The sequence below is a fragment of the Saccharopolyspora sp. NPDC045839 genome, assembly GCF_056431645.1.
In genome coordinates, this window is the sequence record NZ_JBWKKH010000003.1 from 44,597 (window position 1) to 71,230 (window position 26,634).

The window sequence follows — 26,634 nt, forward strand, 5'->3', positions numbered from 1 at the left end:
AGCTCCGGAGAACCAGCGGTTCTCCGGAGCTTCCCGTGTCTTGCCCGGCCCACGCAGGAAGGAATCACGTGATCGGTGTTGTGGTGCGCAGGTTGGTCGCGGTAATGCCGTGGCCGATCAGCGCCTCGGACACCTGACTGGGGAGGTCGAGCACCGTGGCGCCCGCCTCGGCGAGCGCCCTGGCCTTCGACTCGCCGCTGCCCTTGCCACCGGTCACGATCGCTCCGGCGTGCCCCATCCGCCGTCCGGGCGGCGCGCTTCGCCCGGCGATGAAGGCCACCACCGGCTTGCTCATGGTGGTGATGTACTCGGCGGCTTCCTCTTCCATCGTCCCGCCGATCTCACCGACCAGCACCACCGCGCGGGTGCGCGGGTCGGCCTCCAGGGTCCGCAGCGCGTCGGTCGTGGTGGTGCCGAGGATCGGGTCCCCGCCGATGCCGATGAACGCCGACTGGCCGTATCCCGCCGAGACGAGGTTGAGCGCGAGCAGCGTACCGAGGCTTCCGCTGCGCGAGATCACCCCGATGTCGCCGGGTTGGAAGATGTTCGCGGCGAAGCCGGGCATGATGCCGACAGCCGTCTCTCCCGGCAGCACGAGGCCCGCCGTGTTCGGGCCGAGCACCTGGGTGCCGTGCTCGGTGGCCTCGGCGAGCACCCGCATCACGTCCTGGTACGGGATGTGCTCGGTGAGGATGACGAGCTTGCGCACTCCCGCGTGGATCGCGTCCAGCGCCGCCGAGCGTGCCCCCGCCGGCGGTACGAACAGCACGCTGGCGGCCACATCGTGCTGGGCGACCGCGTCGGAAACCGTGTCGTAGACCGGGATTCCGTTGACGTTCCGGCCGCCTTTGCCGGGGCTGGCACCGGCGACGATCCGGGTGCCGCACTCGACCATCCGCTCGGCCCAGAACGTGCCCTGCTTGCCGGTGATGCCTTGGACCAGCACCCCTTCGTGCTCGCGGATCAACATCAGTTCATCACCTCGCGCTGTTCACCGGCCGCCACGACCGCCGCGCGGACCGCGTCGTCCATCGTGTCGAAGGGGGCTTCCCCCAGGCGTTCCCGGACGAGCGCCACCGCCTCGTCCTCGCCGGTACCGTGGATGCTGAAGTACACCGGGATCCGAGGTCTGAGCTCTTCCAACGCCGCAACGACGCCTTCGGCCATCACATCGGTGCGCGCGAACGCGCCGCAGAAGTTGACCACGAGGCTGCGCACGCGGGGGTTGGACAGGACCAGCCGAAGCGCGGGAGTCGCCTTGGTGTAGGCATCTCCGCCGATCTCCAGGAAGTTCGCCGCCCGCCCGCCGTAGTGCCGGACGGCGTCCACTGTGGTCATCGTCAGGCCGGCCCCGTTGGCCAGCACTCCGACATCGCCGTCGAGCTCCATGTACTGCAGGCCGAGCTGTTCGCCCGCTCGCTCCAGATCGGTGCCCGAGTCCCGCCCGGTCACCCCGAATCCCGACAGCAGTTCGGCGTGCCGCGGGATCGCCGCCGGGTCCAGCGAGATCTTGCTGTCGAGCGCGATGACGCGCCCGTCGGTGCAGACCGCCAGCGGGTTGATCTCGACCAGCGTCGCGTCCACGTCCCGGTAGATCCGGTAGGCGGCCAGCAACGTCGTCACCACCTGGTCCAGGACCTCGCCGGACAGACCGGGGGCTGCGACGAGCCCGCGGACGGCGTCCGCGTCCAGGCCGCTGCGGATGTCCACCGGTAGTGACCGGATCGCGGCGAGTTCGACCTCCTCGACGTCCATCCCGCCCTGGTCCGAGAACAGCACGAGCGGCCCCTTGCTGTTCGGGTCGTTGAGGATGGCCGCGTACAGTTCGGACCGGATGCCGACGCATTCCTCGACGAGCAGCTCGTGCACGACGTGCCCGCCGATGTCGGCGCCGAGCAGGCGCTGCGCGACCTCTCCCGCTTCGGCTGCGTCTGCGGCGAATTCGATTCCGCCGAGCTTGCCGCGCTTGCCGGACGGTACTTGGCTTTTCAGCACCACCTTGCCCCCGATCGCCGCTGCGGCGCGTTGCGCTGCGGCCGGATCGGACACCACCGTGGCCCGCGGCACCACTACCCCCGCGTCGCCGATCAGCTGCTTTCCTTCGTGTTCCAGCAGATCCATCGTTCACCGCCCGTAAGTTCGGAAGTATTCGCCCCACAGCTGGTCTTCATCCGGGTCGCGCGGCGGGATGGTGGTGGCCAGCCGGGTGATGTTGAGGAAGTGCCGGTACGAGAGGTTCTCGGAGATGCTGTTACCGGCCCACGTCCCGGCGCCCATCGTGAGGGTGAACCCGAGACCGTTGTCGAACCCGCCGCCGGTGCCGAAGCAATGGGCCTGGTTGACCAGCACGCGCGCCACCCGGAGCCGCTCGGCCACGTATCGCGCGTTCTGCTCGTCAGCGGTGTGGATGCCGCAGGAGTGCCCGGCTCCCTGGTGGTCCAGCAGGCCCTGGATCCGCTCGACCGCGGCCGGCAGGTCCGCGTAGCGGTACACGGTGAGGACGACGGACAACTTCTCGCCGCTGAACGGGAATTCCGGCCCGACACCGTCCTCTTCGACCATGAAGAACTCCGCATTCCGTGCCTCTGGAGCGTCCAGCCCGGCCAACGCGGCGATCTTCTCCGGGGCCTGTGCCATGATCGCGGGGCTGAGCTTGCCGCCGGGCCACATCACGGCCTGCAACCCGGCCTTCTCCTCCTCCGTCAGCAGGTAGCCACCCTGTTCGCGCAGTGCGGCGATCGCTTCGTCGTAGACGGCGGCGTGGACGTGCACGGAGTTCTCGGACGAGCAACTCGTTGCGTAGTCGAAGGTCTTGCTGCGCTTGATCTTCTGCGCCGCGTCGGCGACATCGGCATCGGAGTGCACCAGGACCGGCGCGTTGCCCGCGCCCACCCCGATCGCCGGGGTACCGCTGCTGTACGCCTGCCGCACGTTCCGCTGCGAACCGGTGACGACCACCAGATCCGCCTGGCGCATCAGTTCGTAGGTCTTGTCCTTGTCCGGGACTTCGATGAACTGCACCAGATCGCGCGGCGCACCGATCCGGTCGAACTCGGCGTGGATGTAGTCCACCAGCAATCGGCAGGTGCTCGCGCCTTTCGGCGACGGGGAGAGGATGACCGCGTTGCGGCCCTTCACCGCCATCATCGTCTTGTTCGCCGGGGTGGCCGCCGGGTTGGTGGACGGGCAGATCGCGGCGACGACGCCGACCGGCTTGGCGTATTCGGTGATGCCAAGGTCAGGGTCGGCGGAGATCACCCCGACCGATGGTGCGCCGGTGAGGTCCCGCAACGTTCCGATGGTTTTGCGCTGGTTCTTGGCAATCTTGTCCTCGACTCGCCCCAGCCCGGTGTCGGCGACGGCGAGTTCGGCCAACTTCCTGGCCCGTTCAGGCTGGTAGATCGCCCAAGCCACGGCGGCGACGACGTCGTCGACCCGCCGCTGGTCGTAGGTTTCGAAGGTGCGTTGCGCGGATCGGGCTCGCGCGACCAGTTCCGCGACGGTGTCGTGGACGGACGACGAGTTCTCGGACATGTCGGTGTCCTCTCCGGCTGCGTGCGTCAGCGAACGCAGCCATGCCGGGTCGACGACAGCGCCGGAATTTCACAATATGAGAGCCGATGCCAAATGAACGTACGAGCTGGACGGAACCGAGTCAACGGGGCCACCACCGTCCCAGCGATGTGACCGTTGACACAGCATTGGCTCGTCGGTAGCTTCATGTGGGATTCGATTCCAATTATTGGAATACAGGACGGCGCTTTCGAGCCCCGTCGATCCACCCACGCGGCTCCAGGCCCCTGAAATCCGGTGCAGCCGGAGCCGCAGCGCGTTTTCCGAGCCGGACCTGCCGACCCCACGTCGGCCGTTCCGTCGTACCCACGCCAGCCGAGGCGGTGTGATCAATGGACTCCAAAGCCCGCTCCCGTCCGCAGTCCGTGCCCGCGACGCCCACCGACCCCGGTCCGGTGGGCATGATCCGCACCCGCGTCCGCGGGCGAATCCTCCTGCTGCTGTGCGCGATGTACTTCCTCACCTACATCGACCGCGTCAACATCGCCACGGCCGCCCCGTTCATCCAGCACGACCTCGGCATTTCGCACACCCAGCTCGGGTTCGTGCTGTCGGCCTTCGCTGTGCCGTACGCGTTCTTCCAGGCCTTCGGCGGCTACCTGGCGGACCGGTTCGGACCGCGCGCCGTGCTCGGCGTCGCCGGTCTGGTGTGGGCGGTGTCCACCGTGCTCACCGGTTTCGCCACCGGACTGGTCAGCCTGTTCGCCGCGCGCCTGGCGCTGGGTTTCGGCGAGGGAGCCTCGTTCCCCTCCGCGACGCACGCGATGACGAAATGGTTGCCGCCCCACCGCCGCGCGTACGGGCAGGGCATCACGCACGCGTTCTCCCGCATCGGCAACGCGATCGCGCCCACCGTCGTCGCCCTGATCATCGCGGTGCTGCACTGGCGGGCGTCGTTCTGGATCCTCGGTGCGGTCAGCGGAGCCTGGGTCGTCGTCTGGTGGCTGATGTACCGGAACCGACCCGGCGACCACCCGAAGATCACCGAGGCCGAGCTCACCGAACTCCCACCCGAGCAACGGCGGGACGATCGGCCACCGGTGCCGTGGCGTGCACTGCTCAGGGCGATCCTGCCGGTGACCTTCGTGGACTTCTGCTACGGCTGGATGCTGTGGGTCTACCTGACCTGGATCCCGTCGTTCTTCTCCGGGAGCTTCGGCTTGGAGCTGAAGGAGTTCGCCCTGTTCACCACCCTGGTGCTGATCGCAGGCGTCGTCGGCGACACCGTCGGCGGGTTGCTGTCCGACGCCCTGCTCAAGCGCACCGGTGAACTGCGGATCGCGCGGAAGTTAGTCCTGTTCGTGGGCCTGCTCGGCTCGTTCATCTGCATCGTTCCGACGCTGCTGGTCAACGACCTCGTCCTGGTCACCGGCTTCCTGGCCCTGGCGTTCTTCTTCCTGGAGCTGACCAACCCGGTCCTGTGGTCGATCCCGATGGACATCGCACCGCACCACGCGGGGACCGCCGGCGGCCTGATGAACACCGGTTTCGGCTTCGCCGGCGTGCTCTCCCCGGTGATCTTCGGCTTCCTGGTCGACCAGACCGGCAGCTGGGTGGTGCCGTTCGCCGTGTCCGCCGGCCTGCTGGCCATCGGCTGCCTGGCCACGCTTCGGATCGACGTGAACGCGACGGTGGGCGAAGCCGGCGCCGTTCCCCACCAGCGCACCGGAGACCCAAAGATCACTTGATACCCCTCAACAACGGCCTTTGATGCCGATGTGCGCGAACCGATCTACGGTCTGATTCGGACAGGTCCTCGACGCCCGGAGGTGTTGGGGCGCCGGACAGTCCTCGTTCGACCGACCGCGATTGCTTTCCACCCCTGCTATTGGCGAGGAGGACCGGCGTGCGTTACGGCTTCGCCATCGACCAGCGGACCTGCATCGGCTGCCACGCCTGCACCGTCGCGTGCAAGACCGAGCACGAAGTGCCGGTCGGCCAGTTCCGAACCTGGGTCAAGTACGTCGAATCGGGTGATTTCCCGTCCACCACGAGAGATTTCGGCGTGATGCGGTGCAATCACTGCACCGATGCGCCCTGCGTGCAGATCTGCCCGACGAAGGCGTTGTTCAAACGCGACGACGGCATCGTCGACTTCGACCGGGAGCGGTGCATCGGCTGCAAGGGCTGCATGCAGGCGTGCCCGTACGACGCCATCTACATCGACGAGGACACCCACACCGCCGCCAAGTGCAACTTCTGCGCCCACCGGGTCGACGAGGGCCTGGAGCCGGCATGCGTCGTGGTGTGCCCGACGCACTCGATCTGGGTGGGTGACCTCGACGATCCCAGCAGCGGGATCGCCAAGCTGGTCAACGAGAATCCCGTCCAGGTGCGGGCACCCGAGCAGAACACCGGACCGAACGTCTTCTACCTCGGCGCCGACCGGGCCGTCCTGGATCCGCTGGCGGCGCCGACCGGCGAGTCCTACATCTGGGCGCAACCCGATGAGCACCGCCGCGAAGCGTCGAAGGACCTGCCCGTCGACCCGGTCAGCCGCGCCCGCACCACGCTGAACACCGCGCACCCGCGCCCGTGGGGGTGGCGGGTGACGACCTATCTGTGGACCAAGGCGTTCGGTGCCGGTGCGCTGCTGGTCGCCGCGCTGGCGCGGTTCCTCGGAGTCGACCTCGGCCTGCTGGGCGCGGTCGTCGCGCCTGCGCTCGGCGTCGTCGGCGTGGCGGCCACCGGGGTGCTGCTGGTCTGGGACCTGAAGCAGCCCAAGCGGTTCCTGTACCTGCTGCTGAAACCGAATCCGACCTCGTGGCTGGTGTGGGGTGCGCTGGTGCTCGGCGTCTTCGCCGCGATCGCCGCCGCGTGGCTGTGCACCGGGGTGCTGGCCGCCGCCGGGGTGGTCAGCGCGCACACCGCCGACGCAGTGCTGACCCCGCTGGCCTGGGCTGTGGTACCAGCGGCAGCGATGACCGCCGGCTACACCGGATTCCTGTTCGGGCAGGCCGAAGGCCGAGACCTGTGGCAGTCCCCGCTGCTGTTCTGGCACCTCATCGTGCAGGCCGTGATGGTCGGCGCCGGTGCGTTGCTGCTGCTCTCCGCATTCGCCGGTCCGTCCGGCGACGCGGTCGCGCTCGTCGCCCGCAGCCTGGCGATCAGCACCCTGCTGCACGTGGTGATGCTGCTGCTGGAGTACCTGGGCCGGCACCCGACCCGCAACTCCCAGATCGCCGCGCACATGATCACCCGTGGTCGTTACGCCCGCCTGTTCTGGGGTGGTGGCGTCGCACCGGCCGCCGTCGCCGCGGTGGCAGCCGGAACCGGATGGCAGGGCACGTTCGTGGTACTTCCGGTGCTGGCAGGTGTCGTGGTCCAGGGCGCATTGCTGGCCTACGAGAGCGTGTTCGTGCGCGCCGCCCAAGACGTTCCGCTGTCCTGACTCGGGAGAGGAAACGCCCATGCACAACGAGCAACCGTTCCCCGAACCGGTGCTGCCAGGCGCGCGGAACCACGAGCACCTGCGCAACTTCCCTCCGGTGTCCACATGGGATGACCACGTCGAATACGACGCCAAGGCACATCCGCGAAAGGTGCCCCACTCGTACGCGCTCGTGCCCACCACCTGCTTCAACTGCGAAAGCGCCTGCGGCCTGCTCGCCTACGTCGACAAGGACGATCTGTCCATCAGGAAGCTGGAGGGCAATCCGGCGCATCCCGGCTCACGTGGTCGCAACTGCGCCAAGGGCCCGGCGACGATCAACCAGCTCAACGACCCGGAGCGGATCCTGCACCCGCTCAGGCGCACCGGCGACCGCGGCGGCGGGCAGTGGCAGCGGGTCAGTTGGGACGAGGCGCTCGACGACATCGCCGCCCGGATCCGGCAGGCCATCGTCGAGAACCGCCACGAAGAGGTGATGTACCACGTCGGGCGCCCCGGCGAGGACGGATTCGCCGAGCGGTTCCTGAACGCCTGGGGCGTCGACGGACACAACAGCCACACCAACATCTGCTCGTCCGGCGCGCGGTTCGGCATGACGTTGTGGGCCGGATACGACCGCCCGTCGCCGGATTACGCCAACGCCAACGTGATCCTGCTGCTGTCCTCGCACCTGGAAACCGGGCACTACTTCAATCCGCACGCCCAGCGGATCATGGAGGGCAAGCAGGGCGGCGCGAAGCTGATCGTGCTCGATCCGCGGATGTCCAACACCGCCTCGCACGCCGACACCTGGCTGGCGCCGTGGCCGGGCAGCGAAGCCGCCATCCTGCTGGCGATCGCCTCGCACCTGCTGCGCACCCGCCAGATCGACGAGGCCTTCCTGCGACGCTGGTTCAACTGGAAGACCTACCTGCGCGAACTGCACCCCGACGCGCCGTCGGACTTCGGAACGTTCCTCGACCGCCTGGAGTCCGACTACGCCGGGTACACCTTCGATTTCGCCGCCCAGGAGGCGCGCGTGCCCGCCGCCAAGATCGCAGAGGTGGCCGAGACCGTGGCCGCGTGCGGCGGCCGGCTGGCTTCGCACGTCTGGCGTTCGGCGTGCGCCGGCAACCTCGGCGGCTGGCAGGTCGCCCGCGCGCTGTGGTTCGTCCTCGCGCTGACCGGCAGCATCGGAGCGAAGGGCGGAACGAGCCCCAACGGCTGGAACAAGCTCATCCCGCACGGGCCGGCGATGCCCGCGCCGCACGACCACTGGAACGAGCTGACCTGGCCCCGCGAATATCCGTTGTCCACCAACGAGATGTCCATCCTGCTGCCGCACTTCCTCGCCGAGGGCCGTGGCCGCCTGGAGGTCTACTTCTCCCGCGTCTACAACCCGATCTGGACCAACCCCGACGGCTTCACCTGGATGCGGCAACTCACCGACCCCGACAAGGTCGGCCTGCACGTCGCGCTGACCCCGACCTGGTCGGAGACCGCGGAGTTCGCCGACTACGTGCTGCCCATGGGCCACGGGGCGGAACGCCACGACACGCACTCCTACGAGACCCACGCCGGCCGCTGGCTCGGCTTCCGCCAGCCGGTGCGCCGGGTCGCGATGGATCGGCTCGGCCTCGACTACACCGACACCCGCGACACCAACCCGGGCGAGGTGTGGGAGGAGAACGAGTTCTGGTTCGAGCTGTCCTGGCGCATCGATCCGGACAATGCGCTGGGCATCCGCAAGCACTTCGAGTCGCCGTACCGCCCGGGCGAGAAGATCACCGTCGACGAGTACTACCGCTGGGTCTTCGAGAACCAGGTGCCGGGCCTGCCGGAGAAGGCCGCCGAGCAGGGCATGACGCCGCTGGAGTACATGCGGCGCTACGGCGTCGTGGAGATCGACCACGACGTCTACCGCCAGGACGAGCGGGAACTCACCGACGCCGAGCTGGACGGCGCGGAAGCCGACGCGGACGGGGTTTTCCGGCGGCCGGTGGGGCTGGAGTCCGCGCCTCCGGTGGTCGGTGAGGCCGGGGCTGTCGGCGTGCGGCACGACGACGGTTCGGTCACCGCCGGTTGGCTCACCCCGTCGCGCAAGCTCGAGGTGTACTCGACGACGATGCGCGACTGGGGCTGGCCCGAACACGCCACCCCGGGATACATCCGGTCGCACGTCTCCCACGGCGAGATCGACACCGCCGCCGGCGAGCTCGTGCTGGTGCCGACCTTCCGGCTGCCGACGCTGATCCACACCCGATCCGGCAACGCCAAGTACCTCAACGAGATCAGCAACACCCACCCGCTGTGGTTGAACTCGGCCGACGCCGGGCGCCACGGGGTCGGCACCGGCGATCTGGTGCGCATCAGCACGGAGATCGGCTACTTCGTCTGCCGGGTCTGGGTGACCGAGGGGATCCGGCCGGGCGTGTGCGCGCTGTCGCACCACATGGGACGGTGGCGACTGCACCCGGGCGAAGGCAGCCGGTGGGTCGCCGGCATGGTCGAACTGTCCCATCCGGGCGGTGAGCACACCTTCATGCTGCGGCACAGGACGGGAATCGCACCGTTCGACTCCGATGACCCGGACTCCTCGCGCATCGACTGGCAGGACCCCGGCGTGCACCAGAACCTCGCGTTCGCGGTGCACCCGGACCCGTGGTCGGGCATGCACTGCTGGCTGCAGAAGATCAGCCTGACCCCGGCCCATCCGGAAGACCGCTACGGCGACGTCTACGTCGACACCCGGCGCTCCCGTGCGGTCTACCGGGAATGGCTGGCCAAGACCCGTGCCGCGCTCGGCCCCGACGGCCAGCGCCGCCCGGAGTTCCTGATGCGGCCGGTACCACCGGTTCGCCGCGCCTACCGCGTCTGACCCCGCTTCACGGAGGTACGCCGATGTTGTTGAACCGCAAGACGAAACACCACATCGATAGCCGGTCGGTGCGGACCGCGGTCGGCGCCGTGCAGGACCCGGAACTGCACCGCGGACTCGCCGAGCTGGGCATGCTCCGCGACGTCGAGGTGGACCGCCGGGGCCGGGCACGCATCGGCATCGCCCTGACGACCTCGGCATGCCCGCTGCGCGAGTCGCTCCGCGAAGCCATCACCGCCGCCGCGGTCGAGGTCGGTGCCACCGCGGTCGAGGTCGATTTCAGCACCATGTCGGAGCGAGAACGCATGGCCCTGGCCCGCGACATCCGCGGCCGGCGGCCGCGCGGACTCCCCGAGCAGACCCGGGTCTACGCCGTGGCCAGCGGCAAGGGCGGCGTCGGCAAGTCCAGCGTGACGGCGAACCTCGCGGTCGCGCTGGCTCGGTCGGGACAGCGCGTCGGCGTGCTCGACGCGGATGTGTGGGGTTATTCGATCCCGCATCTGTTCGGTGCGCGGCGCAATCCGATCGCGTTGCACGGGATGATGCTGCCGGTGGAGGCGCACGGCGTGCGGTTGATGTCGGTCGGATTCTTCGTCGACGACGCCGAACCGGTGGTGTGGCGCGGCCCCATGCTGCACAAGGCCTTGGAGCAGTTCCTGGTGGACGTGCACTGGAACGATCTCGACGTGCTGCTGCTCGACCTGCCGCCGGGCACCGGTGACGTGGCGCTGTCGCTGCTGGAGCTGGTGCCGCAGGCCGCGCTGCTGGCGGTCACCACACCGCAACCCGCCGCGCAAACCGTCGCCGCCCGCATCGGCCGGATGGCGCGCGACCAGCGGATGCAGATCGCCGGTGTCGTGGAGAACATGTCCGAGCTCGTGTGCGGTACGTGCGGTGCCGCCACGTCCCTGTTCGGCTCCGGCGGCGGTCAGCGACTCGCGGAGCAGCTCGACGTGCCGTTGCTCGCGCAGGTGCCGCTGGACATCGCGATGCGCGAGGCGGGCGACGCCGGGATTCCCGTGGTGGCGCGCGATCCGGATGCACCGTCCGCGACGGCGATGGCGAAGCTCGCCGCGGAACTGCCGTTGGTGCGACGCGGCCTCGCTGGGGTGCCATTGCCGCTGTCAGTGGTGTGAGCGCTCGGCGTGCCGAGATCGCCTCGCCACCCCGATCAGGTCCCGCACCGGTCCCAGCAGCGGGTGGCCGGACCGCCACACCGCGCGGATCACCCGCCGCATGTCGATCCCCTCGACCGGGACCGCGACCAGCCGACGCTCCACGAGGTCCCCGGCCACCGCGAGCGAGCTGATCACCGCAGGCGCCACCCCCGCCGCGGCGGCCGAGCGGACGGCGGTCGTCGAAGACGCCTCCAGCAGTGGCGGGGCAAGCGGCCCGAAGGAGGCGAGCACCCGTTCCAGCGTGTACCGCGTGCCGGAGCCCGGCTCCCGCTGGATCAGCGGGGTCGCCACCAGCTCCGTCGCCGGCACGGGGGTGCGTCTGCCACTCCACGGGTGGCTCGGCGCCACCACCACTTCCAGCCGGTCGGCGGCCACGTCCTCGCAGTCCAGTCCCTCCGGCACCGACGGGCCCTCGACGAAGCCGAGCTCCACCTCGCCGCCGAGGACCAACCTGGCGACCTCGGCCGAATTGGCCAGCCGCAACGACGCCTTCAGCCTCGGTGCCCGTTCGTGCAGTACGACCAGCCAGCCCGGCACCAGGTACTCGGCCGCCGTCATGCTCGCCGCGACACCCAGTTCGTGCGCGCGCGTCTCCCGCAACGCGCTGATACCCGCGTCCAGCACCGCCGCTGACTCCACGACGCCGCGGGCCCAGTCCGCGACGAGCGCGCCGGCCGGGGTCAGCCGCGAACCGGAGGTGGAACGCTCCAGAAGCGGCACACCGACCAGCCGCTCCATGTAGCGGATCCGGGAGCTCACCGCGGGCTGCGAGATGCCGTGTTCCTTGGCCGCGCGGTTCAAGCTCCCCAGTCGCGCAACGCTGAGCAGCACTTCGAGCGCGCCGATCTCCGGCATCCGGGGCGACAACGGTGTCACATCGCGAATCCTACGAGCGGCACGTCGTATTGGGGACCCTTGATCGGGTTAGTCGACCGATCGTGCCCTGCCGGCTGGTTGCGGCGTTGCGGGTGCGCCGATGCACCACCGTGCTTCCAGCGAGCTCCGGCCCGGCTCGGGCTGGTGCCGTGGCCCACGTCGTAGGCTCACCCCGGGTGGATGCCGAGGAGGTTCGGATGTCGTCACGCGCCACGCGCTCCGAGGTCGATGCGCGCGCCGGTGCTGCGCCGATGGGGACTCAAGCCATCGGGCGCGCGATGGCGGTGTTGCGGCTGTTCATCGACATGAACGGCGAGGTGCGGTTGCACCAGGTGGCGGAGCACCTGAACCTCTCGACCGGTACCGCCCACCGCATCCTCCGCGCCCTGGCGGCCGAGGGCTACGTCGCCCAGAACCCCACGACGGACAGCTACTACCTCGGCTCCCGGGCGGTGCTGCTCGGGCAGGCAGCGCAGCAGACCCTCGGCCTCGACAAGGCGCTGCCGGTGCTCGAAGCGATCAACGCCGCCACCGAGGAATCGGTCAACCTCGCGGTTCGGGAAGCTGGGGAATCCGTGGTGTTCATGCGAGTGCAGTGCTCCTTGCCGCTGCGGTTCGAGCAGCACGTCGGGGCCCGTTTTCCGCTGTATTCCACGGCATCCGGCAAAGCCATGCTGGCGCACGCCGAGGACGCCGACCACTTCGTGGCTTCGCTGCCTGCCGAACTCCCGGCCGTGACGGCGAAGACGTTGCGGGACCGCGACAAGCTCATCAAAGATCTCAAGTCGATCCGCCAACGCGGTTACAGCCTCGACGACGAGGAGAACGTGCTCGGGGTGCGCTGCGTCGGCGCGCCTGTGCTCGATGACGCCGGCAACGCGCACGCAGCCCTGGTGGTGCAGGCTCCCACAGTCCGGATGCCTCGTGCGCGCATGCACGAACTGGGCCGATACCTCGCCGAGCCGACGCGCAAGATCAGTCGGCTCATTCCGGTGCACCACTCATTGAGCCGCCCATCCGCTCCCTGATCGATCAATCACCTCCTGCACCGCAGAAGGTATCGCCGGCACCAAGCGTCCCTTCGTGACCGACTGCTGATTTCTGTTGCGGCGCTTACCTTCTGACGCGCTGATTCCACTCCGCTCCGGTTGTTTCCCGAGTGGGTCCACGCTGCCTTCGCGGGGGTTGTGGCGCGCACCACTCGACCATATAGTGGCATACCACTCCACATGTTGAAGACGATGCGGGAGGTACGGAATGACCACTCCAGCCAACGACTCCGTGTTCACCTGGGCCGCGCCGCCGCTCAAGTTCGGCCTGGGCGCGCTGGACGAGATCGGCGGCGAACTGGCCGCGTCCGGGGCGCGGAGGGTCCTGGTCCTCACCGACCCGGGCGTGCGCGACACCGGGATCCCGGCCCGCGTGCAGGACCGCATCCGCGCCGCGGGCATCGAATGCGAGGTCTTCGACGGCGTCGCGGTCGAGCCGACCGACGTCAGCATCGACCTGGCGGTCAAGTGGGCCCGGGAGAAGGATTGGGACGCCTTCGTCGCCGTCGGCGGTGGCTCCACGATCGACACCGCGAAGGCGGTCAACCTGCTCACGACCCACGACGGCGAGCTGCTCGACTACGTCACGCCGCCGATCGGCGCCGGACGCGTGCCCGAGGGGCCGGTCAAGCCGTTGATCGCGGTGCCGACCACGGCCGGTACCGGGTCCGAGTCCACCACGATCTGCGTCGTCGACCTGCTGTCGATGCACCTCAAGGCCGGTGTCAGCCACCCCCGCCTGCGGCCGGCCCTCGCCCTGGTCGACCCGTTGACCACGGTCAGCATGCCCCCGCAGGTCACCGCCGCCAGCGGTATGGACGTGCTCTCCCACGCGCTCGAGTCCTACACAGCCGTTCGCTTCGACACCAAGCCCGCACCCGCCGACCCCATGCGGCGCCCCGCCTTCTGCGGCTCCAACCCGATCAGCGACGTGTGGTGCGAGATGGCGCTCAAACTCGTCGGCCGCCACCTGCGCGCCGCCGTGCACAACGGTCGCGACCTGGATGCGCGCTACCAGATGGCGCTCGCCTCCACCTATGCCGGAACCGGCTTCGGCAACGCCGGGACGCACCTACCGCACGCGAACGCCTACCCGATCGCGGGCATGGCGGAGAGCTACCAACCGCAGGGGTACCCGGAGATGCCGATGGTGCCCCACGGCCAGGCCGTCGCAGCTACCGCACCGGCCGTGTTCTCCTGGACCTACCCGGCCGATCCCGAACGGCACCTGCGCGCGGCCGAACTGCTCTCGGGCAGCACCTTCACCCGCACCGACGGAGCCGAAGCACTTCCGCACGTCCTCCGCGAACTCATGGCCGACATCGACATGCCCAGCGGTCTGCGCGCCTTCGGCTACGCGGAACACCACGTCGAGTCCCTTGTGGACGGAACGCTCAAGCAGACCCGCCAGCTGGCCGTGGTACCGCGCCACCTGGACCGCGCGGCCGCCGCGGACATCTTCCGAGCCTCGCTGTGAACCACCGGCATCGACCAGGGAGCCCGCCTTGACGGAGCAAGCGCAACGAAGAGCCCCCGCCCAGCAGGACATGAGGATCGTCATCCTGTCCAGCATCCTGGGCACGACCATCGAGTGGTACGACTTCTTCCTCTACGGCATGGCCGCCAGCCTCATCTTCGGCCAGCTGTACTTCCCCGGCCACGACCCCCTCGTCGGCACCCTGCTGGCCTTCGCGACCTTCGCCGTCGGCTTCGTGGCCAGACCGGTCGGCGGCTTGATCTTCGGGCACATCGGCGATCGCATCGGTCGCAAGAAGACCCTGGTCACCACGATGATGATCATGGGTGTCGCGACCTTCCTCATCGGCTTGGTCCCCACCTACGACAGCATCGGGATCCTCGCGCCGATCCTGCTGATCCTGTGCCGCGTGGCGCAGGGCGTGGCGATCGGCGGCGAGTGGGGCGGAGCCGTGCTGCTCGCCGTCGAGTACGCGGGGCCGCGGCGCAAGGGGCTCTACGGCAGTTGGCCCCAGGTCGGCCTGGCGCTCGGCCTGCTGTTGGGCACCGGCGCGTTCCTGCTGCTGTCGGCCACGATGGACGAGACCGCGTTCCTCGCCTACGGCTGGCGCATCGCCTTCCTGTTCAGCCTGGTACTGGTGCTGATCGGCATGTTCGTCCGCTTGAAGGTCATGGAGACCCCTGCCTTCACCGCCCTGCGTTCGCACCAGGAGGCCGCCACGGTGCCCGCCGCCGAACTGCTGCGGGACCGCCTCGGTCGGCGGCACCTGCTGCTCGGCATGGGCAGCCGGCTCGCCGAAGGCGTCGCCTTCAACACGTGGGGCGTGTTCATCCTGTCCTACGGCGTGAAGTCGCTCGGCCTGCACTACTCCGACCTGCTGCGCGTCGTGCTGGTCTGCGCGGCGGTGATGGTGGTCTTCATCCCCGTGTTCGGGCACTGCTCCGACCGGTGGGGCGGCCGGAAGACCTTCGCGCTGGGCGCGATGACCTTCACCGTCCTGGCGTACCCGGTGTTCGGCCTCTTCGAGACCCGGTCGCTCGTCGTCCTCACCGCTGCGCTGCTGCTCAGCTTCGGCGTGGCCTACCCCTTGATGTACGGGCCGCAGGCAGCGCTGTACTGCGACCTGTTCCCCACCGAGGTCCGCTACACCGGCATCTCGCTCGTCTACCAGTTCTCCGGGATCTTCGCCTCCGGCCTGACCCCGCTGATCCTGGCCGGTCTCCTCGCAATCGGTGGCACACCGTGGCTCCTGGTGGCCTACCTCGTCCTCACCGGTGCGGTCAGCACGGCGTGCACCTTGGCGATGCGTCCGGCCGACCTGTCTGCCAGGGACACGCGGGGCGCGAAGCGGCGTTCAACGCCGTCGCTCGCCGTGGAATGAGAATCCCGGCTTCCCGGCCGGCACGACCGCAGTAGCGTCCACATCGGACTGACCGACTCGCACCGACGCGCCGGCGAGCTCGACGATTCCGGCAGTGGGCCATTTGGCGATCACGTGGAACATGCGGATCCGGTGAGATCGCACGGGCTGCCACGATCTTGCGTCGCACCTGGGAGATCCCGACCTCGATGTGCCACGTGGCGCGCGGGTTCGTGCGGTTGCGATCGGGATTTCGCCTGTCCCGCACAGGTGGTGGGACGGTTCAAGCTGGTTCCTGCGATCCATCCTGAACTGGCACTCCGCACGAGTCGATCCGCTGCCTAGCGTGACCGGAACCACAACGTCTCGCGCAACGACTGCTCCAGGAAGTCCTGGGGTGCGACCTGAGGAGGAGGAAACGTGGCTCCCGACTCGGCCGATGGACAAACCACTGGTTTGCAGCAGGGTTTGAAACGTCGCCACATGAACCTGATCGCCCTCGGCGGCGTGATCGGGGCCGGCTTGTTCGTCGGCAGCGGGGTGGTGATCCACCAGACCGGGCCGGCGGCCGTGGTGTCATTCCTGCTCGCGGGGATGCTCACAGTGCTGATCATGCGCATGCTCGCGGAAATGACGGTCGCCAGGCCCGCGCTCGGCTCGTTCTACGTGTACGCCAGGCAGGCGCTGGGCAACCGGGCCGGGTTCTCCGTCGGCTGGATGTACTGGTACTTCTTCGTCATCGTCGTCGCCGTCGAGGCGGTCGCCGGTGGGCAGATCCTGCAGCTGTGGCTGCCGGGAGTGCCTCTGTGGGTGCTCAGCGGGGTGCTGTTGACGCTGCTGACGGCCACCAACCTCGTCTCGGCGCGCTCCTACGGCGAATTCGAGTACTGGTTCTCCTCGATCAAGGTGTTGGCCATCGTGGCCTTCCTGCTGTTCGGCGTCCTGCACGTGCTCGGGTTCTGGCCGGGCGCACATGCAGGCCTCGACAACTTGGTCGCACACGGCGGCTTCGCGCCCATGGGCGTCGGGGCGGTCCTCGCGGCCGTAGTCCCCTGCATCGCCTTCTACACCGGTGCCGAGATCGTCACCATCGCCGCAGCCGAGTCCGCCGAACCGAAGCAGGCCGTGGCGCGAGCCATGAAGTCGATCATCCTGCGAGTCGTGGGCTTCTACGTCGGTTCGGTGTTCCTCGTGGTGGCGATCGTGCCCTGGGACTCGCCGCAGACGAAGGTCAGCCCCTACGCCGCCGTCCTGTCCGCGCTGGAAGTCCCGGCGGTGACGACGGTGATGAACGCGATCGTGCTGACCGCGGTGCTGTCCTGCCTGAACTCCGCGCTCTACACCTCGTCGCGGATGTTGTTCGCCCTCACCAAGAACGGCGATGCACCCAGGACGCTCACGAAGCTCGGCCGGGGCTCGGTGCCCAGGCGCGCGATCCTCGTGGGAACCATCGCGGGCTACGTCTCCGTCCTGGCCGCCTACTTCTCCCCCGACGTCGTGTTCCAGTTCTTGGTCAACTCCTACGGCGCGGTCGCCCTGTTCGTCTACCTCGTCATCGCGATCGCCCAGGTGCGGATGCGGCGCACTCTGGAGCGAACCGAGCCCGCGGCACTCACGCTCAAGATGTGGTTGTTCCCGTGGCTGAGCTACCTCACGATCGCGTTGATGGGTGCCGTCATCATCGCGATGGCGGTGCTGCCGGACACCCGCTCGCAGTTCTGGCTGAGCTTGCTGACGCTCGCCGTCATCTTGGCCGGCTACCAGCTCCGCGTGCGCCGCGACCGACGCGGCGGTGCTCCGCAGGCAGACGAATCAGCCGGCATACCTGAGATGCGGCCGGCGACAGCCGACGAGCCGCACGTCCTGCCGGAGGCCCGGAAAACCTAGTGGTGGACCGGAACGGCGGTGGGGCGGCCAAGCCGTCCCACCGCAGTTTCGCTTGTTGGGTGGGGGGTGCTGCCGGGGGCCGTCGGCTCACTGATCCGCGGTGCTCAGCTGACCGGTCCCGTCCCCGCGTGCGGCCCTACCGCCGGTTCGAGCAGCGACAACCTCCGCTGCTGCGCATCGAGGCCGACGCGGATGCCGACCGGCATCGGCAGATTCGGGCCGGCATGCCCGAACTCGACGTTGCCCAGGACCGGGATGTCACGGTCGCCGAGGACGTCGAGGACGATCTCGGGCAGGGTAGGAGACGCGCTGGGCTCGAGTCCACTGATCTCGCGCGGAACGCCCACGACCATGCCGGAGATCCGATCGAGGATGCCGCAGTGTCGCATCACCTGCAGATAGCTCCACACGTACGATGCCAGGCCGCCCATCTCCTCCCAGAACAGCACCGCACCGTCGAACCGTTCGAGCGGCAGCGCGAAACGCGTCGCCTGCGCCAGCACGATGCGATTGATCAACCCGCCGATCAGCCGGCCTTCGACACGACCAGGACGCCAGCACTCCCACGACGGGCTCGCAGGCAGCGCACCGATTGCCTCGGTACCGGTCAGCAACCTGGAGTAGAGCTTCGCGAGTTTCGCTTGGCGTGCCACGGGCGCAGACTGCCAGTGTCCGCCGAAGCCGGGGACGGCCATGTCGGCATGGAACCCGACCAGACCCGTGCGCGCATAGAGCAGCAGATGCAGCAGCGAGATGTCGCTGTAGCCGAGGATCGGCTTGGGGTCGGCCCTGATCGCCTCGACGTCGATCAGGTCGAGGTAGCCGAGCGCCGACTGGCCGCCGTCACTCGCGACGATCGCGCGCACCTCAGGATCGCGCAGAAGATCATTGAGCTCTCCGGCGATCTCCGCCGGCGTGGCCGCGCTCCACCAATGGCGGCGTCCTACTTCGAGTAGCGGAGCCCGACGCACGCGGAAGCCCATCCGCTCGAGCACAACCACCGTCTGCTCGACGTTGGGCTCGTAAGCGGCTGGCAGCGGACCGGACAGCGATGCGATGACAACGAGATCTCCGGGCCTCAGGGCACGCGGTCGAAGCAGTTGAGGCAGTGCAGAACCGGTCATGGCGTCAGTGTCGCCGGTGCCATTGGTAGGGTCACGCGATTTTCGCCGGTCGTCCGCCCCAGCGCAGGCCCTTCTCGCTGCGGATGCGGGCTCGCTCGCGGCGCTGGGCCGCGAGAACATCTGGATGGCGGGCGTTGGTGTTGCGCCAACCGCCCCGGCGAACCATTTCGGTCAGAGCACTAGCGCAAGGACTGAACCGCGCTGGCGAGAGCCAGCACTTCGATGTCGGCGGCGCTGCAGCCCCGCGAGAGGTCGTTGAGCGGGGCGTTGAGTCCCTGCAGGATCGGGCCGAGCGCCAGCGCTCCCCCGATTCGCTCGGTGATCTTGTAGCCGATGTTGCCGGCGGCGAGGTTCGGGAACACGAGCACGTTGGCCCGGCCCGCCACGGCCGATCCGGGTGCCTTGTGGGCGCTGACCGCCTCCACCACCGCCGCGTCGAACTGCAACTCCCCGTCGACGACCAGCTCCGGCTTTCTTTCGCGCACCATCCGGGTCGCGGAGCGGACCCTGTCGACCAACTCGTGATCGGCGCTTCCCCTGGTGCTGAAGGAAAGCATGGCCACCAGTGGTTCAGCGGACGACAGCCTCCGGTGGGTATCCGCCGCCGCGATCGCGATGTCGGCAAGTTGCACTTCGGTGGGCTCCGGAAGAACCGCGCAGTCGGCGAACGTCAACACCCGCCCGTCCGGCAGGACCATCACGAACGAGCTGCTCAACGTCTGCACGCCGGCCTGCAGGCCGATCACCCGAATCCCGGCCCGCAGCACGTCCGCGGTCGGGCGCGACGCACCCGCCAGGCAGCAGTCGACAAGGCCGGCGCGCAATGCCGCCGCCGCGAGGTACAAGGAGTCGCGCCGCGCCAGCTCCCGCTGCTCGTCCGGCTTGCCGGCGAAGGACTCGTCCAGCACGTGCAGCACGGCCGGATCGGCGGCGAGGCGATCGACGTCGAGGACCAGCTCGGGGGGCAAGGCCACCCCGCTCGCGCGGGCGGCCTCCTCGATCTGCTCGCGCTGACCGACCAACCGCGGTTCGAGCACTCCTTGCTCGTAGAGCCGAGCTGCGGCCTCTACCGCGCGGGGATCGTTGCCGTCCGCCAGTGCCGCACGGACCACGTGACCGGCCAGTTGCCGCCGCCATCGCGCCGATGTCCGCGATCCTGCCTCGCCCGTCTCGTGCCGTCCGGGCAGACGAGCGGAACCCGCAGCGGTCTCCGTCATGACGTTTCTCCAGCCCAGAGTGATTTCAATATATAAAACCACATTCCAACATTTAGCATAGGCGGCGGACCGACGAGCGTCAACAAATGATGTAAGCTACTTCCAACATGTGGTAGAGGAGGGTCATGTCTACCGATGAGGGCTCGACGTCGCCGCAAGGCACGGCCCGGGTGGTCGGCGCGCAAACCATCAGCCGAGCCTTCGCCGTGCTCCGGCTCTTCCGGGATCGCGGCACCGACCTGGGGGTCGGGCAGGTCGCGAAGGACCTGGGGCTGAACCTGAGCACCGCGCACCGCATCGTGCGCGCGCTCGTGGCCGAGGGCTACCTCGCCCAGAACGAGGACAGCGAGCGCTACTACCTCGGGACCGGAGCCCTCCTCCTCGGCCAGGCCGCGCACCGCAACTTCGGCCTCGACGTCGTCTACCCGGTACTTCAGAACCTGGCCGCGCAGACCGGCGAATCGGTGAACCTGGGCGTCCTGGCCGACAACGCGGCGATCGTGGTCGAACGAATCGAATCCGCCCAACCGCTGCGCTTCACGCAGCCGCCCGGCACACGGGTCGTCCTGCACGCCTCGTCGATGGGCAAGGCCCTGCTGGCCTTCAACGACGACGCACGGGCGAGAACTCTCCGGGGCGTGTCCGAACTGCCTGCGCTGACGCCGAAGACGTTCACGAACGTCGACGACCTCACGGCGGATCTGGAGGCGATTCGCGCCCGCGGCTGGAGCATCGACGACGAGGAATCCACGCTGGGCGTTCGCTGCGCCGGCGCGGCGATCCGGGACAGCTCCGGCAACGCGCGCGCGGCCATCGCCGTCCAGGCCCCCGCCGTGCGCGTCCCGGACGCACGTTTCGACGAACTCGGACCGGAAGTCGTTCGTGCGGCCAAGGAGATCTCCACGCTCCTCCCTCCGGGGCACAGCTTCTGAGCGGAGCAAGCGCTCCCGCATCGCACCACAGCGTCATCTGCGGAGGCTCGACGAAGCGCCCGGCAACTCGCCGCAACCGACTTCGCGAGTCCCCCACACACAGGCGTACGAACGCACAAGGCGGGCTCCGGTTCCACGAATACCGCTACCAGAGCCCGCCCTGCCGGGCGTGCGGGCGAGGCGCCTCAGCGCCGGGTGCTCACGCGTCGCTGATCAGACGTAATCCTGGTACTTCTCGAGCAGGCGGACCGGCTTGCGCAGGGCGTCCCGGCGGAAGGGATCACCCAGCTCGCGGGTGCACATGATTTCGAGGACCACGGTCTTGCCCTCGTTCATCTGCAGATCCACCGCCTTGCGCAGCGACGGGCCGACGTCCTCGAGCTTGTCCACCACGATGCCCACAGCACCCATGGCCTCACCGATCTTGGCGAAGCTCTCGTTCTCCAGCTCGCCGGCGACGAACCGGCGGTTGTAGAAGTCGACCTGGTTCTTCTTCTCCGCGCCCCACTGGCGGTTGTGGAACACCACCGCCGTGACGGGGATGTCGTGGCGCACCGCGGTCATGACCTCGCCCATGCTCATCCCCCAAGCGCCGTCACCGGCGTAGGCGATCGCCGGGCGTTCGGGCGCAGCCGCCTTGGCGCCGATGATCGTCGGCAGCGCGTACCCGCAATTGCCGAAGCTCATGGGAGCGAAGAAGCTGCGGGGCTTTTCGAAGCGGAGGTAGCTGTTGGCCACGGAGTTGATGTTGCCGATGTCGGTGGAGACCATCACGTCCGCCGGCATTGCCTTCTCGAGCTCCCGCAGCACCTGGCGCGGGTGCAGCCAGTTGCCCTGCTCCTGCTCCTGCTCGGCGATCATGTCGAGGCTGAACGGGTCGGTCTCGTGGGTCCACTCGTCGAGTTCCTTCTCCCACGCGTCCTTCTCGGCCTTGATCGCGGCCGCGCGTTCCTCCTGGGTGGCGTCGCAGGCAAGCGTCCTGCCCGCCAGCCGTTCGGTCAGCGCGACGGCGCTCGCCTTGGCATCCCCGCAGATGCCGACGGAGATCTTCTTGACCAGGCCGAGCATCTTGTGGTCGGCGTCGATCTGGATGATCTTGGCGTTCTCGGGCCAGTACTCCAAGCCGTGCTGCGGCAGGGTGCCGAAGGGACCGAGGCGCGAGCCCAGGGCGACGACGACGTCAGCGCGCGAGATCAGCTTCATCGCGGCTTTGGAGCCCTGGTAACCCAGCGGCCCGCACCACAGCGGATGGCCGGCCGGGAACGAGTCGTTGTGCAGGTAGCTGTTGACCACCGGGGCGCCCAGTCGCTCGGCGAGGGCCTGGCACTCCTCCACCGCGTCGGCCATCACCACGCCACCACCGGAAATGATCACCGGGAACTCCGCCGCGGCGAGCAGTTCCGCCGCTTCGTCGAGGCTCTGCTCGCCTCCAGCGCCGCGATCGAGGCGCTTCGGCCGGGGGATCTCGGTGGCGATCTCGCCGTAGAAGAAGTCCCGCGGGATGTTCAGCTGGGTCGGCCCGATCTCGGACATCGCCCGGTCGAAGCAGCGGCCGGTGTACTCCGCCATGCGCGCGGGGTTGTTCACGTGCCCCTGGTACTTCGTGAACTCCTGGAACATCGGCAGTTGGTTGGCTTCCTGGAAGCCACCCAGGCCCGTGCCCATGGTGCCGGCTTCGGGCGTCACGATGACCACCGGGCTGTGCGCCCAGTACGCGGCGGCGATCGAGGTCACGCAGTTGCTGATGCCCGGACCGTTCTGGCCGATCACGACGCCGTGGCGCCCGCTGACGCGCGCGTAGCCGTCGGCCATGTGGCCGGCGCCCTGCTCGTGCACCACCGGGATGAGGCGAATGCCGGCCGGAGCGAAGATGTCCATCGCGTCCATGAACGCGGAGCCCATGATGCCGAAGATGTCCTTGACATCGTTGGCCACCAGCGTCTCCACGAACGCTTCCGACGGCGTCATCTTCTGCACGCCCTGGACAACGGTGCGGCTTGCCCCGTCCGTCTGGTCAGTCATGGTCGTTCCTCTCCTGCGACAGGCAGATCCGAAAATCGGTACGTGGCGTCTCTAAAACCTGTATTCGATGCTAGGAGGCTCGTCAGGTGCGGTCAATAGAAATCCAGGAAACCGGTACGTCTTGTACGGTTTTCCGATACTTGGCTACAGTGGGGGCATCATGGACGAGAATCGCGGAACCGAGGCCGCAGTCGAGCTCAACGGGGAAACGCCCACGTTGCGCCTGTTCGCGCTGCTCGAACTGATCGCCTCCAAAGACCAGTTCGTGTCGCTGCAAGGCCTGGTCGAGGAAACCGGCATGCCCAAGCCGACCTTGCACCGCATGCTCCAGCAGCTCGAAAGCGGCGGCCTGCTGGTTCGGCAACGCGACGGCCGGCACTACGGCACGGGCGCCCGACTGCGGCGACTGGCCGAGAACCTGCTGCTCAACGCCACCCAGCACGGTGCACGGCACGCGGTCCTGCGCAATCTCGTGGAGGAACTCGGCGAAAGCTGCAACGTGACCGCGCTTTCCGGCGACGAGGTGGTGTACCTGGACCGCGTCGAAACGCCCGAACCGCTGCGGTTCTACCTGCGGCCCGGCTCGAGGGTCCCGGCCCACTGCTCCGCGAGCGGCAAGATGATCCTGTCGCAGTTCAGCCCCGCGCAACGGCGCAAGCTCGTGGCGCACGCTCCCCTGAAGCAGTACACGCCCAAGACCATCACGGACCTCGATGAGCTGGAAGTCGAACTCAAGCGGGTGCGCAGCGACGGCTACGCCATCGACGACGAAGAATTCCTGCCCGGGCTGGTCTGCGCCGCCGTGCTCGTGCCAACGGACAGCGGGCGCTCCAACCTCTGCCTGGCCGCTCAGGCACCCGTCATGCGGCTCACCGCAACGGATGCACCGAAATTGCTCCCGGCGCTCCGGCGCGCCGCCGAAGCCATCTACCGCATCGAGACCGAAGGCTCCACGGCCTCGACCGATACCCCGGCGTGATTGGTGACGACATGACCTTGCCCCGACCGGACCTGCCCGGCCCGGACCGCCAGGTCTCCGTGCGCGATGCTTTCGGCATCGACTCCGAGATGGTGGTCCCGGCGTTCAGCGAGCCCGACGAGCACGTTCCCGAGATCGACGAGGCCTACCGGTTCAACCGCGACGTGACGCTGGCGCTGCTGGCAGGGTTCACCAGGGACCGGCGCGTGCTCGTGCAAGGACTGCACGGCACCGGCAAATCGACCCACATCGAGCAGGTGGCGGCCCGGTTGAACTGGCCGTGCGTGCGCGTCAACCTCGATGGCCACCTCAGCCGCCTCGACCTCGTGGGCCGGGACATGGTGGTGCTGCGCGACGGGCAACAGGTGACCGAGTTCCAGGAGGGCATCCTCCCCTGGGCGCTGCAACGCCCGGTGGCGCTCATCTTCGACGAGTACGACGCAGGCCGCCCGGACGTCATGTTCGTGATCCAGCGGATCCTCGAGCGCGACGGCAAGCTCACGCTGATGGACCAGAACCGGGTGCTGCGCCCGCACCCGCACTTCCGGCTCTTCGCTACCGCGAACACCTTGGGACTCGGCAACCTCAACGGTCTCTACCACGGCGCGCAGCGCCTCAACCACGCGCAGATCGACCGCTGGAACATCGTGGCATCGTTGAACTACCTCCCGCCGGAGGAGGAAATCGCGATCGTGCGAGGCCGAGCGCCGCAGCTGCACGAGGACCTGATCGCGTCGATGGTCGCCGTCGCCGGCCTCACCCGCGCCGGTTTCAACGCCGGGGACCTGTCGACGTTGATGTCGCCCCGCACGGTGATCACCTGGGCGGAGAACGTCGAAGTGTTCGACGACCCCGCGCTGGCGTTCCGGTTGTCCTTCGTGAACAAGTGCGACGAGGCCGAACGCCCGCTGGTGGCGGAGTACTTCCAGCGCTGCTTCGACCGCGAGCTGGCAGAGTCCTACCAGCTGTCTCCGGCATGAGCGGCTCCAGAGCAGCCGCGCGGCGCCAGCAACGGGTCGAGGAGCTTTGCGCCGCTGCGGTTCGCGCGCTCAGCGGCGAGCCGGACCTGCACTTCCGGGGGCGGCGCCTGCATCGCGGGCGCCAACGCCTGCCGCTGCACGCTCCGCACTTGCAGCCGTCGCTGGAAGACGACGATTTCGGCTCGTTCCGGGGTGCCGCGGACGGAATGGCACTGCGTCTGACGCACTCGGACGCAGAACTCCACCGCAGACTGCAACCCACCGATCCGGTGCAGCGACTCATCTTCGAGATGCTGGAGCAGTTCCGCGTCGAGGCGCTGGCCGACTTGCCTGGTGTCATCGCGAACCTGCGCCACCGGCACGTCCAGTGGTCGCTCGGCGTCCACCACTCCGGTATGACCGAAACCTCGCGCGGCATCCTCCTCTACACCACGGCGCAGGTCTGCCGATCCCGCGTGACCGGACAGCCCGTGGTGGCCGAAACCGAGGACCTGCTGGAAGCCACCCGCTTCGACATCGCCCCAGCGTTGGGCAACGACCTCGCCGGGTTGCGAAGGCATCGCAAAGATCAGACCGCATACGCAGAGCACGCGCTGGCCATCGCACGCATCGTAGGAGGCATGCTCGCCGCTGCCGACGAGAACGACCGGCACGACAGTGAGGAGGCCGACGGACACGCCAGGTTCCCGTTGTTCCTGGATTCGGACGACGATGCCGACGACACGTTCGCGCAGGCGTCCACCGGCCACAGCCGCGTCCTCGCGGAATCCGGCGACGGCTACCGCGTTTTCACCACGGCTCATGACCGGCAGCACGCCGTTCCCGCGCTCGTTCGGGCAGAGCTGCTGCGGGAGTACCGCCAACGGCTCGACCGGCGAATCGCGGAACAGGGCGTGAACGTTCCCCGCCTGACCCGCCAGCTGAAGGTGCTGCTCGCTGATCCGTCCCGCGACGGCTGGAACGGTGGCCAGGAGGAAGGGCACGTGGACGGTCGCCGCCTGGCCCAGCTCGTCGCGTCCCCGACCGAGCGCCGGTTGTTCCGCACCGAACGGGTCGAACCGGCGGCGAACTGCCTGGTGTCCTTCCTGATCGACTGCTCCGGGTCGATGAGGGAGCACATCGAGTCGATCGCGGTGATCGTCGACGTGTTCGCCCGCGCGCTGGAGCTGGTCGGGGCGAGCAGCGAGATCCTGGGATTCACGACCGGCGCGTGGAACGGCGGCCGCGCGCTGCGCGATTGGCGCCGCAGCGGACGACCGCCGCATCCGGGGCGTCTCAACGAGTTGTGCCACCTCGTCTTCAAGGACGCCGACACGTCTTGGCGACGGGCGCGCCCCGGCATCGCGGGGCTGCTGAAGGCCGACCTGTTCCGGGAAGGCGTGGACGGCGAAGCGGTGACCTGGGCCTGCCGACGCATGGTCGGCCGATCCGAGCAACGGCGGCTGCTGATCGTGCTCTCCGACGGCAGCCCGATGGACAGCGCGACCAGCCTGACCAACGACCGGTGTTACCTGGACAACCATCTCAAAAACGTCGTCCGGCAAGAGGAACTCGCCGGTTCGGCTCAGATCTGCGGCCTTGGCGTCGGCCTCGACCTGAGCCCCTTCTACCGCCGCTCCCACGCCCTGGACCTGTCCCGCGGACCGGGCAACGACGTGTTCCGCGAGATCCTCGGAATGATCGCCGGCGACCGGCGGTCGTGATGCACCGGGAGCCGGTCGAGCTCGTTCTC

At 68.5% G+C, this 26,634-nt stretch carries 19 protein-coding genes; 12 read left to right on the plus strand and 7 right to left on the minus strand.

Annotated features, from left to right (window positions below; all coding sequences use genetic code 11):
- Positions 1 to 64 precede the first annotated feature (64 nt).
- Genes sucD through sauS form a run of 3 tightly spaced genes read right to left on the minus strand, consistent with a single transcriptional unit; the run spans position 65 to position 3,534 of the window.
- Positions 65 to 970 carry a succinate--CoA ligase subunit alpha gene (sucD, locus tag AC07EQ_RS05865; RefSeq protein ID WP_478386785.1) on the minus strand — a complete coding sequence of 302 codons (906 nt, stop codon included), beginning with the start codon at positions 968 to 970 and terminating at the stop codon, positions 65 to 67.
- Positions 970 to 2,121, minus strand: a complete 1,152-nt coding sequence (locus AC07EQ_RS05870; RefSeq protein WP_478386786.1) for an ATP-grasp domain-containing protein — start codon at positions 2,119 to 2,121, stop codon at positions 970 to 972. Before AC07EQ_RS05870 ends, sucD begins: the two co-directional genes overlap by 1 nt.
- A 3-nt stretch (positions 2,122 to 2,124) precedes the next feature.
- On the minus strand, positions 2,125 to 3,534 hold the full coding sequence (gene sauS, locus AC07EQ_RS05875) for an acylating sulfoacetaldehyde dehydrogenase (protein ID WP_478386787.1): 1,410 nt from the start codon (positions 3,532 to 3,534) through the stop codon (positions 2,125 to 2,127).
- Between the two features lie 371 nt (positions 3,535 to 3,905).
- Here sauS and AC07EQ_RS05880 point away from each other — a divergent pair, with 371 nt between their 5' ends.
- The 4 genes from AC07EQ_RS05880 to AC07EQ_RS05895 all read left to right on the plus strand — a co-directional run bounded on the left by AC07EQ_RS05880 (position 3,906) and on the right by AC07EQ_RS05895 (position 10,957).
- Positions 3,906 to 5,261 carry an MFS transporter gene (locus tag AC07EQ_RS05880; protein ID WP_478386788.1) on the plus strand — a complete coding sequence of 452 codons (1,356 nt, stop codon included), beginning with the start codon at positions 3,906 to 3,908 and terminating at the stop codon, positions 5,259 to 5,261.
- Between the two features lie 158 nt (positions 5,262 to 5,419).
- The gene (locus AC07EQ_RS05885) at positions 5,420 to 6,964 is read left to right on the plus strand and encodes a 4Fe-4S dicluster domain-containing protein (RefSeq protein ID WP_478386789.1); all 1,545 of its coding nucleotides are present in this window, start codon (positions 5,420 to 5,422) and stop codon (positions 6,962 to 6,964) included.
- Positions 6,965 to 6,983: 19 nt separating this feature from the next.
- Complete coding sequence (locus AC07EQ_RS05890) at positions 6,984 to 9,821, plus strand: molybdopterin-dependent oxidoreductase (RefSeq protein ID WP_478386790.1); 2,838 nt, start codon at positions 6,984 to 6,986, stop codon at positions 9,819 to 9,821.
- A gap of 23 nt (positions 9,822 to 9,844) precedes the next feature.
- Complete coding sequence (locus AC07EQ_RS05895; protein ID WP_478386791.1) at positions 9,845 to 10,957, plus strand: Mrp/NBP35 family ATP-binding protein; 1,113 nt, start codon at positions 9,845 to 9,847, stop codon at positions 10,955 to 10,957.
- Here AC07EQ_RS05895 and AC07EQ_RS05900 read toward each other — a convergent pair.
- Positions 10,946 to 11,875 carry a LysR family transcriptional regulator gene (locus AC07EQ_RS05900; RefSeq protein WP_478386792.1) on the minus strand — a complete coding sequence of 310 codons (930 nt, stop codon included), beginning with the start codon at positions 11,873 to 11,875 and terminating at the stop codon, positions 10,946 to 10,948. The two genes, AC07EQ_RS05895 and AC07EQ_RS05900, sit on opposite strands and share 12 nt — an antisense overlap.
- 197 nt (positions 11,876 to 12,072) lie before the next feature.
- Between AC07EQ_RS05900 and AC07EQ_RS05905 the strand changes: the two genes are divergently transcribed.
- The 4 genes from AC07EQ_RS05905 to AC07EQ_RS05920 all read left to right on the plus strand — a co-directional run bounded on the left by AC07EQ_RS05905 (position 12,073) and on the right by AC07EQ_RS05920 (position 17,648).
- Positions 12,073 to 12,903 (plus strand): IclR family transcriptional regulator, encoded by an 831-nt coding sequence (locus tag AC07EQ_RS05905; RefSeq protein WP_478386793.1) that lies wholly within the window; start codon positions 12,073 to 12,075, stop codon positions 12,901 to 12,903.
- A 229-nt stretch (positions 12,904 to 13,132) separates the two neighbouring features.
- The gene (locus tag AC07EQ_RS05910; protein ID WP_478386794.1) at positions 13,133 to 14,401 is read left to right on the plus strand and encodes a hydroxyacid-oxoacid transhydrogenase; all 1,269 of its coding nucleotides are present in this window, start codon (positions 13,133 to 13,135) and stop codon (positions 14,399 to 14,401) included.
- A gap of 70 nt (positions 14,402 to 14,471) precedes the next feature.
- Entirely contained in the window at positions 14,472 to 15,782 is a 1,311-nt protein-coding gene (locus AC07EQ_RS05915; protein WP_478386795.1) for an MFS transporter, read from the plus strand.
- Between the two features lie 462 nt (positions 15,783 to 16,244).
- Complete coding sequence (locus AC07EQ_RS05920; RefSeq protein WP_478386796.1) at positions 16,245 to 17,648, plus strand: amino acid permease; 1,404 nt, start codon at positions 16,245 to 16,247, stop codon at positions 17,646 to 17,648.
- A gap of 104 nt (positions 17,649 to 17,752) precedes the next feature.
- Here the strand turns inward: AC07EQ_RS05920 and AC07EQ_RS05925 are convergent, their stop codons facing one another.
- A complete protein-coding gene (locus AC07EQ_RS05925) occupies positions 17,753 to 18,772 on the minus strand; it encodes a S66 peptidase family protein (protein ID WP_478386797.1) in 1,020 nt (339 codons plus the stop codon).
- Positions 18,773 to 18,951: 179 nt separating this feature from the next.
- Entirely contained in the window at positions 18,952 to 19,989 is a 1,038-nt protein-coding gene (locus AC07EQ_RS05930; protein ID WP_478386798.1) for a phosphotransacetylase, read from the minus strand.
- A 125-nt stretch (positions 19,990 to 20,114) separates the two neighbouring features.
- Here AC07EQ_RS05930 and AC07EQ_RS05935 point away from each other — a divergent pair, with 125 nt between their 5' ends.
- The gene (locus AC07EQ_RS05935) at positions 20,115 to 20,921 is read left to right on the plus strand and encodes an IclR family transcriptional regulator (protein ID WP_478386799.1); all 807 of its coding nucleotides are present in this window, start codon (positions 20,115 to 20,117) and stop codon (positions 20,919 to 20,921) included.
- 213 nt (positions 20,922 to 21,134) lie between these two features.
- Here the strand turns inward: AC07EQ_RS05935 and xsc are convergent, their stop codons facing one another.
- Positions 21,135 to 22,943, minus strand: coding sequence for a sulfoacetaldehyde acetyltransferase (gene xsc / locus AC07EQ_RS05940; RefSeq protein WP_478386800.1), 1,809 nt, complete (start codon positions 22,941 to 22,943; stop codon positions 21,135 to 21,137).
- Positions 22,944 to 23,064: 121 nt separating this feature from the next.
- On the opposite strand from xsc, the gene AC07EQ_RS05945 reads away from it, so the two are divergent.
- The 3 genes from AC07EQ_RS05945 to AC07EQ_RS05955 are packed head-to-tail and all read left to right on the plus strand — an operon-like array spanning position 23,065 to position 26,605.
- Complete coding sequence (locus AC07EQ_RS05945) at positions 23,065 to 23,922, plus strand: IclR family transcriptional regulator (protein WP_478386801.1); 858 nt, start codon at positions 23,065 to 23,067, stop codon at positions 23,920 to 23,922.
- 11 nt (positions 23,923 to 23,933) lie between these two features.
- A complete protein-coding gene (locus tag AC07EQ_RS05950) occupies positions 23,934 to 24,902 on the plus strand; it encodes an AAA family ATPase (protein WP_478386802.1) in 969 nt (322 codons plus the stop codon).
- A complete protein-coding gene (locus AC07EQ_RS05955; protein WP_478386803.1) occupies positions 24,899 to 26,605 on the plus strand; it encodes a cobaltochelatase CobT-related protein in 1,707 nt (568 codons plus the stop codon). The genes AC07EQ_RS05950 and AC07EQ_RS05955 overlap by 4 nt, the downstream gene beginning before the upstream one ends.
- Positions 26,606 to 26,634: the final 29 nt, after the last annotated feature.

What these genes read in the sequence shown, in the direction of transcription:
- sucD (WP_478386785.1), bottom strand. Translation starts at nt 970, where the DNA reads ATGTTGATCCGCGAGCACGAAGGGGTGCTGGTCCAAGGCATCACCGGC.
- AC07EQ_RS05870 (WP_478386786.1), bottom strand. Translation starts at nt 2,121, where the DNA reads ATGGATCTGCTGGAACACGAAGGAAAGCAGCTGATCGGCGACGCGGGG.
- sauS (WP_478386787.1), bottom strand. Translation starts at nt 3,534, where the DNA reads ATGTCCGAGAACTCGTCGTCCGTCCACGACACCGTCGCGGAACTGGTC.
- AC07EQ_RS05880 (WP_478386788.1), top strand. Translation starts at nt 3,906, where the DNA reads ATGGACTCCAAAGCCCGCTCCCGTCCGCAGTCCGTGCCCGCGACGCCC.
- AC07EQ_RS05890 (WP_478386790.1), top strand. Translation starts at nt 6,984, where the DNA reads ATGCACAACGAGCAACCGTTCCCCGAACCGGTGCTGCCAGGCGCGCGG.
- AC07EQ_RS05895 (WP_478386791.1), top strand. Translation starts at nt 9,845, where the DNA reads ATGTTGTTGAACCGCAAGACGAAACACCACATCGATAGCCGGTCGGTG.
- AC07EQ_RS05905 (WP_478386793.1), top strand. Translation starts at nt 12,073, where the DNA reads ATGTCGTCACGCGCCACGCGCTCCGAGGTCGATGCGCGCGCCGGTGCT.
- AC07EQ_RS05910 (WP_478386794.1), top strand. Translation starts at nt 13,133, where the DNA reads ATGACCACTCCAGCCAACGACTCCGTGTTCACCTGGGCCGCGCCGCCG.
- AC07EQ_RS05915 (WP_478386795.1), top strand. Translation starts at nt 14,472, where the DNA reads ATGAGGATCGTCATCCTGTCCAGCATCCTGGGCACGACCATCGAGTGG.
- AC07EQ_RS05920 (WP_478386796.1), top strand. Translation starts at nt 16,245, where the DNA reads ATGAACCTGATCGCCCTCGGCGGCGTGATCGGGGCCGGCTTGTTCGTC.
- AC07EQ_RS05925 (WP_478386797.1), bottom strand. Translation starts at nt 18,772, where the DNA reads ATGACCGGTTCTGCACTGCCTCAACTGCTTCGACCGCGTGCCCTGAGG.
- AC07EQ_RS05930 (WP_478386798.1), bottom strand. Translation starts at nt 19,989, where the DNA reads ATGACGGAGACCGCTGCGGGTTCCGCTCGTCTGCCCGGACGGCACGAG.
- AC07EQ_RS05935 (WP_478386799.1), top strand. Translation starts at nt 20,115, where the DNA reads ATGTCTACCGATGAGGGCTCGACGTCGCCGCAAGGCACGGCCCGGGTG.
- xsc (WP_478386800.1), bottom strand. Translation starts at nt 22,943, where the DNA reads ATGACTGACCAGACGGACGGGGCAAGCCGCACCGTTGTCCAGGGCGTG.
- AC07EQ_RS05950 (WP_478386802.1), top strand. Translation starts at nt 23,934, where the DNA reads ATGACCTTGCCCCGACCGGACCTGCCCGGCCCGGACCGCCAGGTCTCC.
- AC07EQ_RS05955 (WP_478386803.1), top strand. Translation starts at nt 24,899, where the DNA reads ATGAGCGGCTCCAGAGCAGCCGCGCGGCGCCAGCAACGGGTCGAGGAG.